Source organism: Mongoliitalea sp., assembly GCF_054166905.1.
Map to the genome: position 1 here is coordinate 1 of NZ_JBSZCK010000044.1, position 12,142 is coordinate 12,142.

The following is a 12,142-nucleotide window of genomic DNA, read 5'->3' on the forward strand; positions in this document are numbered from 1 at the left end:
AGCAATTGCAGGTCCCCACCAAAATCTAGTCTAATGTCTTACGCCTGCTTGCAGAAGGCAAGTCTAGCGCCTGCTTGCAGAAGGCAAGTCTAATGTCTTAAAAGAACCACGAATGGCACGAATGACACGAAAAAAAGGGTTACAACATTGATCAAGCATCTAATATCCTCATGGATAGCATGATCTTTCAATTTATTCGCAAAGCTCAGCGAATTTCACGAATGGGGCTCACAGATTCAGGGGATTGAGCAGATTTCACACGGATAAGCTTTTGTAAATTAGATTAAAAAGAATCCCATAGGGATGGCCGACATTCTAGCCATGGGTTTCAACCCGTGGGTAAGAAAAGCACCTCCATCTCCCCCCAAGTCCCATAGGGACGGCCGACATACGAGAGGGGCTCGCAGAAAGCGTAGATGTGAATGTACGGTGTATTAAGTACCAAGTACCATGTATGGTGAAAGGAGAAACGAGCTTACCTACTGAGAGGTAGGAGACAAGACTCAAGACATAAGACTCCAGACTCTGAAAGAGTCAAACTTTTCAATAGCCTCGGGTTTCAACCCGAGGTTGGGAAGGGATTGTTTTTCATTGTTTTGCACCCTGAAGGGGTCAAACTCTACCCTGGATATCTCTCGCAGAGTACGCAGAAATCGCAGAAATTTTTTTGAAACACAGATCTAAAAAGTGATCTCCACTGATTTCCACTGATTATTTTCTTGACGGAAATTGGAGGTTCATTTATACTATCGAGTCTAGCGTCTAATGTCTAACGTCTTAAGTCTAAAAATCCCGTAGGGATGGCAGACATTCTAGCCATGGGTGCTAACCCGTGGACAACAATAGCACCCCCCATCTCCCCCAAAGTCCCATCGGGACGGCCGACAAAAGCTAATGGAAAAGAACTTCATATAGTCATTGAATCAGCCATCTCCCTGGATGAAAGAACTCAGGGCTAACGCCCCTCTGGCCTCGAACATTCAATCGATCTACGAAGATATCAGGGCTAACGCCCCTAGATTGCTCAGAAAAACGCTCGCAGAAACCTTACCTCCCGCAAAAAAAAACAATACCCCTAGGGGATTGCAAATCCCCGCTTATCTGCTGACCGAGATTGCAAATCTCGGACAGCGGGTATTAGCGGCATTCGGGTAATTCGCGGTTCCATTTTTCTGACGGAAATCGTAGGTCCACACTACCACCGAGTCTTATGCCTGCTTGCAGAAGGCAAGTCTTATGTCTTACGTCTAGCGTCTCAAACGAAAACGACAAGTTTAATATACCCTTCCTTTCAACGATTATTTACAAAAAGCTACACTTTTCTTCTTTTTTACGACACTTACTCAATTTGACTTGACAGGTGTTTGTTTTTATGTATGTTTGGATTGTTTTAAATAGTTGTCAAGTTGTCGTACATACTTTTCAAGCGGGTGCACAGAGTCCCGCAGCAGGAGATCGGAGTTTTAGTAGGGGGCTTGCAGGAAGCATCCTGTGCCTGTATGTATATCTTTCAACCATATTTAATCCCCCATACCCAAGTCTAAGCCTAAGCAAGTGTTATATTTGTCTAAAGCCTTGTGTATGTTAAAAATGTAATTATTTTAATATAAAGCAATCAATTTTCTTGATTTAAGACAAATTGATTACCTTCCAAGAGCCTTTTCCCGCTAGGTCATGCCGCAAGATGTGACTGAGAGGGCGAAGCTGTGGGGGGATGGGAAGCGAGAAAATAGACCTTAGATAAATCGCTATTGATTTAATAAGCGATAAAAATATTTGAAAAGAAATTTGTTAAGATTGAAGTCACTAAGTACTAACTTTTAGACAGATTATTACAGTTGATGTTATTTACATTATGAAAAAAATACCTTACGGAAGACAAAATATAACCCAAGAAGATATTAATGCTGTAGTTGAAGTATTACAGTCAGATTGGTTGACACAAGGCCCTACTATCAAAATGTTTGAAGATGCTTTTGCTGCTTATGTAGGGGCTAAGTATGCTATTGCTGTATCCAATGGTACAGCTGCTCTTCATTTAAATGCCATGGTCATGGGAGTGAAGCCAGGTGATAAGGTAATTACAACACCGTTGACCTTTGTAGCTTCTGCTAATTGTGTGCGTTATTGCGGTGGTGAAGTTGTTTTTGCAGATATAGACCCAGAAACCTACTTATTAGATATCAACAAAGTAAGAGCACTTCTTGAAGCTGATACCAAAAAAGAAATCAAAGGAATTATTCCAGTAAACTTTGCAGGTAGGGTAGTGGATATGGAGGCTTTTAGAGCTTTGGCAGATGAGTTTGGATGCTGGATTATTGAAGATGCTTGTCATTCTCCTGGTGGTTATTTTATAAATTCGGAGGGGGAACAAGTAAAATCAGGTTCTGGGAGATATGCTGATTTAGCAATTTTCTCTTTCCACCCGGTCAAGCATATCGCTGCGGGAGAAGGAGGAATGATTACCACCAATGATGAAGAACTTTACAAGCAATTATTGAATCTTCGTACACATGGTATTCAGCAAGATCCGAGTAAGAAGGTCGAAGATCTTGGGGTATGGTATTATGAAATGCAGGAGTTGGGCTATAATTATCGCTTGACAGATATTCAAGCTGCATTGGGCTTGAGCCAATTAAATAGGGCAGAAGCTGGTTTGGAAAGGAGAAAAGAGATAGCCGCACGCTATTACGAGGCATTTAAAAACTTTGCTCCTATTCAACATCAATCGGGTGTAATAGAAGGGCATGCTTACCACTTATATGTAATTCAAGCCGAAAGGCGTAGGGACTTGGTGAATTATCTTCGGGATTTGAATATTTTTGTTCAGATACATTATGTTCCTGCCCATTTAATGCCATATTATAAGCAATATGGATGGAAAAAAGGAGACCTTCCAAATGCTGAAGCTTATTATGAAAAGTGTTTGAGCCTCCCTTTATTTCCAACATTACAGGAAGAAGAACAGCAATTTGTGATTGATTCCATATTCAAATTTTTCAATGGCTAATCTTTGCATCATACCGGCAAGAGGTGGAAGTAAGAGGATCCTTGGAAAGAATATTAAACTCTTTGCAGGTAAGCCCATTATTGCTTACAGTATAGAGTCAGCCTTAAAATCAGGAATTTTTGAGGAGGTAATGGTATCCACTGATGATTTGGAAATTGCAGAGATTGCTAAAAAATTTGGCGCAAAGGTTCCTTTTTTCCGTTCGAAAGAAAATTCCGATGATCATGCCACTACAGCAGATGTTCTCAAAGAGGTACTTTTAGATTACACTGGACAGGGTAGGGAATTCAGAAATGCCTGCTGCCTTTATCCCACAGCTCCGTTTGTCACGTCAGATTCATTGAAAGAAGGGAAAAGAATATTGAACGAGTCTGGTGCAGATACAGTATTTCCTGTGGTCAGTTTTGGCTACCCTATTTGGAGGGGGCTAAGAAAAGACAGTTTTGGAAAAGTGGAAATGGTCTGGAAGGAACACCTGAACAGCAGGTCGCAGGATTTGGATAAAGTATACCATGATGCCGGTCAATGGTATTGGTTTGATGTGGAAAGATTTATAGTAAGCAAAAAGCTTTTTACAGACAACACAAGGTCAATTGAACTTTCACCCCTTGAAGTACAGGATATTGACAATTTGCATGATTGGCATTTGGCCGAACTGAAATATGGCTATTTACAAAGTCTTAAATAAGCAGGTTTTTTCAGCGGGCAATTTTTCCATTGTTCCCATAAGGAGTGAGGACAGGTATGCTATCATGAAATGGAGGAATGAACAGCTATATCATCTCCGTCAGGACAGACCTTTAACAAAAGCTGATCAAGATGCTTATTTTGAAAATGTAGTATCCAAATTATTCGATGAGGAAAAACCCAAACAGATTTTGTTTTCCTATTTAGATGGAGAAAAGTGTATCGGTTATGGAGGTCTTGTCCATATCAATTGGACAGATAAAAATGCGGAGATTTCCTTTATCATGGATACGGCATTGGAAAAAGATTTCTTCTCTTCTCATTGGAAGACGTATCTGGCGCTGATTGAAAAAGTTGCATTCAATGAACTGAAACTTCATAAAATTTTCACTTATGCTTTTGATTTAAGACCACATCTTTATGAAGCATTAGAGGGGAGAGGATATGAAGGGGAAGCAAGGCTAAAGGAGCACTGTTTTTTTGAAGGGAAGTTTATTGATGTACTGATTCACTCAAAAACAAGTGATAGTCTTTATTTAAGAGATGTGGTGATAGAGGATGTGCATATTACTTACACATGGGCCAACGACCCTAATACAAGGAAGTATGCGTTCAATCAGGGAATAATCCCTCTAGAGGATCATCAAAATTGGTTTTCCAGAAAGATGAATGATCAGAACTGTATTTATCAGTTATTTGAAAAAGGGAGTGAAACTCTAGGTTCCATAAGATTTGATGTCAATGGTCAAGAAGGCCTCATAAGTTATCTGATTGAACCTGATCAGACAGGTAAAGGATATGGAACAAAAATGCTTGACCTGGCAGTTCGAAACATAGAAACAAGAAGACCTGATATAAAAATGCTTAAAGGTCTTGTGAAAAAAGAAAACTTGGGCTCAAAAAAGATTTTTGAAAAATTGGGATTTGAAAGAAAGGATCTCAATAATGGTGTTATTGAATATACATTGAATATGAACCATGCAGATAGGAAATTGTAAAATAGATAAAACTTCTCCCGTTTTTATCATTGCGGAGCTTTCGGCGAACCACAATGGCAGCCTGGAAACGGCCATTGAAACAATAAGAGCAGCGAAAAGAGCAGGTGCCGATGCAATAAAGTTTCAGACCTACACTGCTGATACGATTACAATTGACAGCAAAAAGGAAGATTTTGTAATAAAGGGGACGATATGGGAGGGAAAGAATCTCTATCAACTGTATCAGGAGGCTTATACCCCTTGGGAATGGCATAAAGTATTATTTAAAACAGCTAAGGAAGAAGGATTGATCTGTTTCAGTTCCCCTTTTGATAAGACTGCTGTTGATTTTTTAGAAAATTTAGATGTACCAGCCTATAAGATTGCTTCTTTTGAGATTACAGATATTCCTTTGATAGAATATGTTGCCAGTAAAGGCAAGCCGGTGATTATCTCTACGGGGATAGCCACGGAGGAGGATATTGAACTGGCATTGGATGCATGCTACAGAATGGGCAATAAGGAGGTGGCCTTATTGAAATGTACTTCCAGTTATCCCGCTCCCATCGAAGAAGCCAATATGATCATGGTAAAAGATATGGCCGAAAGATATGGAGTAATTACAGGGCTTTCTGATCATACCATGGGGAGTACGGTTCCGGTGGTAGCTACCTGCTTCGGAGCAAAAATCATTGAAAAGCATTTTATTTTAGATCGTTCTATTGGAGGACCAGATGCTTCGTTTTCTATGAACGAACAAGAATTTGCTGCAATGGTCAAAGCTGTAAGAGAAGCAGAGAAAGCAATTGGGTTGGTAGATTATAATTTAACTGAAAAGCAGCAAAAAGGAAGAGATTTCAGCAGGTCTTTGTATGTGGTGAAGGACATTGAAGCAGGGGAAGTGATTACGGAGGAAAACGTGAGAAGTATTCGGCCGGGATTTGGAATGCATCCGAAGGAGTTAAAGAATTGGTTAGGAAAAGAAGCTCGTAAAAATTTTGAAAAGGGAGATCGGTTTAAGTTTTAAGATTTAAGTAACAAAAAAACTAATGGATTTTGAAAAAGAATTAGGAATTAAAATAATTGATATTTACAAAAGAACAATCTTCGGTAAAGTATCTAAAGTTGAACTAGATCTGGTTGTTTTTGGCTTTTTGGTTAAAGAAACATTTAAAAACAACCCTGATATTAATTCAGAAGGTTATTTTAATTGGTTTAGAATTGGAAATACTCATTTAAGACAGCTTTCTTTTCAATTACAGATTACAGAAAGTCGAGTGGCTAACCTTCTGGAACAGGCAGCATTATTGGAATTAAAAGAAGATGAAACTGATCATAGGATTGTAGAAGAAATCCTATATTTATTACAAACCACAAGACAAAGTATTAGGGATATAAATGAAGGGAAAATCAAGCTTTATATTCCAAATAAAATTACAAAAGCTGCTGTAACATCTTATTTAGCCAAAAACAAATCAATTCCTGATTTAAGTTTTAGTCAAAATGTAATGACTATTAGACTAATAGATTTGTTGCCAGATGGTAATAGTAATAAACTTCTTGAAACACTTAATAAGTTGGCTTCAGAAGTTAATTTTTCAGAAAAATCTAAAGAAATAGAATTAATTATTAAAAAGGCAAATGACAAGAGTGGTTTAGAAAAAATTCAACATGTAACCTCTGCTACTCTTAAACTCTTCTTGGGTACAGGAGGAGAATATCTGTCAACTGAATTTTTCGATTTAGTAAAATCAATCATCAAACAATAGTTAAATAATATGATTAATAATAAAACACTTTTAATCACAGGTGGTACCGGTTCCTTCGGAAATGCAGTTTTACGCAGATTTTTACATACTGATCATTTTAAGGAAATCCGTATTTTTTCCAGAGATGAAAAAAAGCAAGATGATCTACGAAAGGAACTTAATAATGAAAAGGTTAAGTTTTTTATTGGCGATGTAAGAGATCCTTTAAGTGTAGAGTATGCGGTGAAAGGCGTAGATTATATCTTTCATGCGGCTGCGCTCAAACAAGTTCCTTCCTGTGAGTTTTTTCCTATGGAGGCCGTAAAAACCAATATTATCGGAACTGAAAATGTTCTGAACGCTGCGGAGAAGTACGAAGTCAAACGCGTGGTGGTATTGAGTACAGACAAGGCAGCCTATCCCATCAATGCTATGGGTATGAGTAAGGCACTGATGGAAAAGGTAGCAATAGCCAAATCCAGAAACTTGGATGATACCAAAACAGTGGTTTGTGTGACTCGCTACGGAAACGTGATGGCTTCGAGAGGTTCCGTTATTCCCTTGTTTTTAGAACAGATAAAAGCCGGTAAACCGCTAACAATCACCGATCCGAACATGACACGCTTTATGATGAGTTTGGATGATGCGGTGGATTTGGTCTGGTATGCCTTCGAAAATGGTCAGCAAGGGGATTTATTTGTTCAGAAATCTCCTGCTGCAACTATTGAAACATTGGCTAAAGCTTTATTGGAATTGACAGGAGCAAAGAATGAAATCCGAGTAATAGGTACCCGTCATGGAGAAAAATTGTACGAAACCTTGGTGAATAAGGAGGATATGGCCAAGGCAGAAGATCTAGGCAATTATTTCCGTGTTCCAGCTGATAACCGGGATTTGAATTACGAAAAATATTTTTCAGAAGGGGATACTACCATTCCTCAATTTGAGGAGTATCATTCACATAATACAGAAAGATTAGATGTGGTGGGGATGAAGGTTTTATTGCTAAACTTGAATGAGATATCCTTCTAAAGGTTTTTATGATAAAACTTTTAGTAAAGAATTCTTTAATTTATGGTTTAATACCTCAAATACCGAGAGTAGCATCATTTTTTATATTACCATTAATTACCCCATTTTTAACCAAAGTAGACTATGGGGTAATAGGAGTTTTAGATGTATATATTGGTTTAATAAGTGCATTACATTTTTTGGGATTTAATGTTGTAATAACCAATAGTTTTATAAATCACCCTAATAGATACAAGATAGTTTGGAGACAACTCTATGGCTTTCTATTAATTTGGTCAATATTCTATGTAATTATCCTTGGAACTATAATTTATTTAACGATACCAAATGAAGCAGCAGATAAAATTCAAGCTATTCTTTTTTTAAAGTTAGTTCCTGAGTTCTTTTTTGCACCAATTGTACTTTTTGTTTCGACTTATTACAGAATGAATCACATGGCCTGGCCAATAGCTTCTAGATCATTATTTACAGGGATAGTTGCTGTTGGTTTAAATTATTATTTGATTGCTACACTTGAGATGGGATTCATGGGTTGGATTTATTCTGGCTTTGTCGCTTCGATTATTGGGGGCATACTCTTTGTCTATCCATTTTTTTTCAAATTGAAGTTATTTCCAATTTTTAATTTTAAAAGAAGATTAATAAAAAAGGCACTAAAAGTTGGGTTACCAGTTGTTCCCCATAATTATTCGCACTACTTATTAAATTCTTCAGACAGGATGATAATGGAAAGATATAATGTTTCAACAGGTGATATTGGAGTTTATAGCTTAAGCTATACTCTTGGAATGTATATAAATATTGTTGCTAATGCTATCAACCAAGCAGTCTCTCCCAATCTGTTGATTTTTGTAAAGGAAAAAAAGTGGAAATCTTTCGAGAATTTAGTAGGCCTTTTTCAGAGTATGATTTTTTTGGTTTGTGTATATGCATCTATTTGGGTGTCTGATTGGATGCCTTTATTGATAAGAAATGTAGAACTTAATCAATATCCAGAACTTTTTGTAATTATAGCCTTAAGTTATTCAGGATGGCCTCTTTATGCAGGCTGTTTTAGTGTTCTTTTTTATAATGAAAAGACAAGCATGTTATGGAAAATAACTACTATGGCTGGTGTTATTAATGTTATATTAAATATTGTCTTGATACCTTTTTTTGGTTTTAAAGTTGCAGCATGGACTACTTTATTTGCAATGCTATATCAGTCATTTTCAGGATTTTTATTTAAACAATACAAAGAAAATAGCAAAGCTGATTTATCTCCAAATTTTTGGTTTGTTATGGTTTTATTGGCTGTTTTAGTGTCAATGAATGTTTTTGATAAAAGCATCTTTACAAAAATATTAGCATCGTCTTTTTTTTCAATAATTGTAATAGTTTTTGTCCTTAAAAAAGTTAATCCTTTAAAAAATAAATCCTTAAGGTAATTATGTTTTTGAAATTTTTAAGAAGAGTTAAGTGGCTATATGTGTATCCATATTTTAGAGATATTTTAAAAGATCAAAAATTGAATAAGGAGCTTTTAACAAAATATAATCTACAAAATGTTTCAGTATCTAAATTAAAAAGGTACAAAACCTCAGATACCCTTTTTATCCTGGCTGCAGGTCAGTCTATAAATAATCTATCAGATTCAAACTTTCAAGAGATCGAGAATGCTAATTCAATAGGGATTAATGGTTTTGCTCATCACAATTTTGTTCCAACTTTTCATTCTTTTGAATTGGAAAATCAACATAACCCAATTGCACTTTCCATGTTTTTAAATACATCTAAAAATATTATCAGATTAAAAGAAAAATACAGTAAAACAGCTGTCATATTCAGGCAACATAAAATTATTGATAATGAACTAGAGAATAATTTTAAAATTATTTCTAGTTGGGGGAATTCTTATTGGAATATTTATGATCAAATTCCAGGAAACAATATTGAAGAGTATAAATTATATTTAGATAATTTCTTTAAAAAGGGTTTGATGAATAAGGATGATTTTTTTCCAAATAGAAGCTCTTCTTTATCTTGGGTTATTTCAATGGCATACCAATTAAAATATAGAAGAGTTATACTTTGCGGAGTAGACTTATTTGGAGACCATTTTTATATAAACAGTTCTTCTTTAACAAAAGAGGAATACGAAAAGCAAAAGAACAAAATCCATTTAACTGGAAATAAAACATCTAAATATCCTGTAGTCATTCAAGATATTATTGATCTTTGGAATCAAAAGTATTTTAAAGAATACGGGGCAAAGTTATTTGTGTCATCTGAGTACTCATTACTATCCAAAATACTACCAGTTTATAAATTCAAGAGTTCATGAAAGTTTTCACGTTGGTCGGCACCCGCCCGGAACTTATAAAATTGAGTTGTACACTCAAAGAGCTGGATCGTTCAGTCGAGCATATTTTGGTGCATACCGGTCAGAATTTTGATTATGAATTGAATGAAGTTTTTTTTGAGCAATTAGGGATCCGCAAGCCAGATTATTTTTTGGAAGCAGCAGGTTCTAATCCCGCTGAAACCATCGCCAATGTTATTGCTAAAACTGATCAGCTTTTAGAAAGTGTTAAGCCGGACGCTTTTTTGGTCTATGGGGACACCAATAGCTGCCTTGGAGTAATAGCGGCAAAAAGAAGACAGATTCCTATCTTCCATATGGAGGCGGGAAACCGTTGCTTCGACCAACGTGTCCCTGAAGAAATCAACCGTAAAATCGTAGACCATCTGAGTGATATCAATATGGTGCTTTCAGAGCATGCCAGGCGTTACCTGATTATGGAGGGAATCAAACCCGAAACTATCATCAAAACGGGCTCAAGTATGCTAGAGGTCTTACGCGAGCATAGGAATGCCATAGAACAAAGTAGTGTTTTGGAAAATGAGGGGCTTGAACGCGAAAGCTATATCATTGTCAGTACGCATCGTGAAGAAAATATTGATTCTCCAGAGAATTTTTACGCCCTGTTGGACACCTTGGAGGCATTGCAAAAACACTTCAGTAAAACAGTAATTGTATCAACACATCCGAGAACCCGAAAAAAATTAGAGGCTAATGGATTTGTCAATCAAAACCCAAAGATTCGCTTTATGAAACCCTTTGGTTTCTTTGAATATATCAAACTCCAAAAGGAAGCTTTTTGTGTGGTGTCGGATAGCGGCACGATTACGGAGGAGGCCTCTCTTTTAAAAATTCCCGCAGTGACAATCCGGCAGGCGCATGAGCGTCCGGAGGGAATGGATGAGGGCACGCTTATCATGACGGGCTTGAACCCGGAGAATGTAATTAGAGCCATAGAAGTGACAAGAAATCATTTTAAGGATGATATTCCATTTGAAGTGGTGGATGATTATGCTGTTGAAAGTGTCTCTAAAAAGGTGGTTAAAATAATCTTGTCTTACACAGGGTATATCAATAGAACTGTTTGGCGTAAACAGGATTTATAATGCAAAAAAAGAAGGTTTTGATTATTGGCGCAACAGGCATGTTAGGCCATATGGTACATCGTTATTTTGAAAGCTTAGGAGCGTATCATTTATCGAATGCTGTTTTTAGGACTCCCTTGAATAAAGAAAGTATCATCTGTGATGTTAGGGATCAGCAGGCACTCAATTCACTGTTTGCCAAAACCCAGCCTCATGTAGTGATCAATTGTGTAGGGGCATTGGTACAGGAATCTAAAGAGAATCCAGCCAATGCGATTTACCTTAATGCATTATTGCCCCATATATTGAAAGATTTGTGTAATCAATTTAAGGCAAAATTGATACATATCAGCACGGACTGTGTATTTTCAGGTAAAAAAGGGAGTTACCGTGAGGATGATTTTAGAGATGCTGATGATGTTTACGGTAGGAGCAAGGCTTTGGGAGAGATTTTTGAAGAACCTCATTGCACTTTGCGCACTTCTATTATTGGACCTGAGTTGAAGGAAAATGGGGTGGGATTATTTGCTTGGTTTATGAGACAGGAAGGAGAGGTTAATGGATATACCCAAGCTTTTTGGAGTGGCGTGACTACCCATGAGTTGGCCAAGCAAATTCTTAAAGTTATTTTGCATGACTTGAAGGGCTTGTTTCATATCACCAATGGGGAAAAGATCAGTAAATTTGACTTGCTTAAGCTTTTCAACAGGTTAAGAGAGAAGCCAATTGGTATTCATCCATACGATGGATACCGTGCTGACAAGTCTCTTTTGACATCAGAGAGGTTTAATTTTGAGGTTCCTGGGTTTGAGGAGATGATAAGTAATCTACAGTTAAAAAAGATAGTGAGGTAATATGTGCATAAACCTTGATTATAATTTGCCAAAATGAAATCAAATCAGACTGCACATATTATTTTTTCTTCTTTGGTTTTCCCATTCTTAACTTATTTTTATGGGATGTGGAAAAAGAAAATGGATGTACTGAAATTTGCTCTTCCCATCTTTTATGGTTTGATAGGATATACTTTTCAATTAAGAGATAATTCCGATGCTTTTAGAGCAGTTGAACAATTTGAAGCTATTGTAAACTCAGGGAGTTTTTCATTTTTTAATTATTTCATTTATAAAGTCGTGAACTTCAGAAGCGAAGGCACAGAAGTTTATTATGATTTACTTTCTTACATAACGAGTTTTTTCTCAGAGGATTGGAGATTTTTTTTTATGCTGAATGGTATTATTTCTGGGATTATAATTTATAAT

The 12,142-nt window shown here is 36.7% G+C and carries 11 protein-coding genes; all 11 read left to right on the forward strand.

Annotated features, from left to right (window positions below):
* The first annotated feature begins 1,855 nt into the window (after positions 1-1,855).
* Complete coding sequence (gene pseC / locus ACXIUD_RS17345) at positions 1,856-3,010, forward strand: UDP-4-amino-4,6-dideoxy-N-acetyl-beta-L-altrosamine transaminase (protein ID WP_458053913.1); 1,155 nt, start codon at positions 1,856-1,858, stop codon at positions 3,008-3,010.
* Complete coding sequence (pseF, locus tag ACXIUD_RS17350; RefSeq protein WP_458053914.1) at positions 3,003-3,698, forward strand: pseudaminic acid cytidylyltransferase; 696 nt, start codon at positions 3,003-3,005, stop codon at positions 3,696-3,698. Before pseC ends, pseF begins: the two co-directional genes overlap by 8 nt.
* Positions 3,673-4,695 (forward strand): GNAT family N-acetyltransferase, encoded by a 1,023-nt coding sequence (locus ACXIUD_RS17355; protein ID WP_458053915.1) that lies wholly within the window; start codon positions 3,673-3,675, stop codon positions 4,693-4,695. The genes pseF and ACXIUD_RS17355 overlap by 26 nt, the downstream gene beginning before the upstream one ends.
* Entirely contained in the window at positions 4,676-5,701 is a 1,026-nt protein-coding gene (gene pseI / locus ACXIUD_RS17360; protein WP_458053916.1) for a pseudaminic acid synthase, read from the forward strand. The genes ACXIUD_RS17355 and pseI overlap by 20 nt, the downstream gene beginning before the upstream one ends.
* Before the next feature lie 22 nt (positions 5,702-5,723).
* Positions 5,724-6,443: a hypothetical protein gene (locus ACXIUD_RS17365; protein ID WP_458053917.1), complete on the forward strand. Its 720-nt coding sequence runs from the start codon at positions 5,724-5,726 to the stop codon at positions 6,441-6,443.
* A 9-nt stretch (positions 6,444-6,452) separates the two neighbouring features.
* On the forward strand, positions 6,453-7,454 hold the full coding sequence (locus tag ACXIUD_RS17370) for a polysaccharide biosynthesis protein (protein ID WP_458053918.1): 1,002 nt from the start codon (positions 6,453-6,455) through the stop codon (positions 7,452-7,454).
* Between the two features lie 8 nt (positions 7,455-7,462).
* A complete protein-coding gene (locus ACXIUD_RS17375) occupies positions 7,463-8,881 on the forward strand; it encodes a lipopolysaccharide biosynthesis protein (RefSeq protein WP_458053919.1) in 1,419 nt (472 codons plus the stop codon).
* A 2-nt stretch (positions 8,882-8,883) separates the two neighbouring features.
* Positions 8,884-9,777 (forward strand): hypothetical protein, encoded by an 894-nt coding sequence (locus tag ACXIUD_RS17380; RefSeq protein WP_458053920.1) that lies wholly within the window; start codon positions 8,884-8,886, stop codon positions 9,775-9,777.
* A complete protein-coding gene (gene wecB / locus ACXIUD_RS17385) occupies positions 9,774-10,901 on the forward strand; it encodes a non-hydrolyzing UDP-N-acetylglucosamine 2-epimerase (protein WP_458053921.1) in 1,128 nt (375 codons plus the stop codon). Before ACXIUD_RS17380 ends, wecB begins: the two co-directional genes overlap by 4 nt.
* Entirely contained in the window at positions 10,901-11,734 is an 834-nt protein-coding gene (locus ACXIUD_RS17390; protein WP_458053922.1) for a dTDP-4-dehydrorhamnose reductase family protein, read from the forward strand. Before wecB ends, ACXIUD_RS17390 begins: the two co-directional genes overlap by 1 nt.
* A 33-nt stretch (positions 11,735-11,767) precedes the next feature.
* A partial coding sequence (locus tag ACXIUD_RS17395; protein WP_458053923.1) for a hypothetical protein occupies positions 11,768-12,142 on the forward strand: 375 nt, incomplete at its 3' end.

Coding starts and splice junctions, on each gene's coding strand:
- pseC (WP_458053913.1), top strand. CDS start 1,856: ATGAAAAAAATACCTTACGGAAGACAAAATATAACCCAAGAAGATATT.
- pseF (WP_458053914.1), top strand. CDS start 3,003: ATGGCTAATCTTTGCATCATACCGGCAAGAGGTGGAAGTAAGAGGATC.
- ACXIUD_RS17355 (WP_458053915.1), top strand. CDS start 3,673: ATGGCTATTTACAAAGTCTTAAATAAGCAGGTTTTTTCAGCGGGCAAT.
- pseI (WP_458053916.1), top strand. CDS start 4,676: ATGCAGATAGGAAATTGTAAAATAGATAAAACTTCTCCCGTTTTTATC.
- ACXIUD_RS17365 (WP_458053917.1), top strand. CDS start 5,724: ATGGATTTTGAAAAAGAATTAGGAATTAAAATAATTGATATTTACAAA.
- ACXIUD_RS17370 (WP_458053918.1), top strand. CDS start 6,453: ATGATTAATAATAAAACACTTTTAATCACAGGTGGTACCGGTTCCTTC.
- ACXIUD_RS17375 (WP_458053919.1), top strand. CDS start 7,463: ATGATAAAACTTTTAGTAAAGAATTCTTTAATTTATGGTTTAATACCT.
- ACXIUD_RS17380 (WP_458053920.1), top strand. CDS start 8,884: ATGTTTTTGAAATTTTTAAGAAGAGTTAAGTGGCTATATGTGTATCCA.
- wecB (WP_458053921.1), top strand. CDS start 9,774: ATGAAAGTTTTCACGTTGGTCGGCACCCGCCCGGAACTTATAAAATTG.
- ACXIUD_RS17390 (WP_458053922.1), top strand. CDS start 10,901: ATGCAAAAAAAGAAGGTTTTGATTATTGGCGCAACAGGCATGTTAGGC.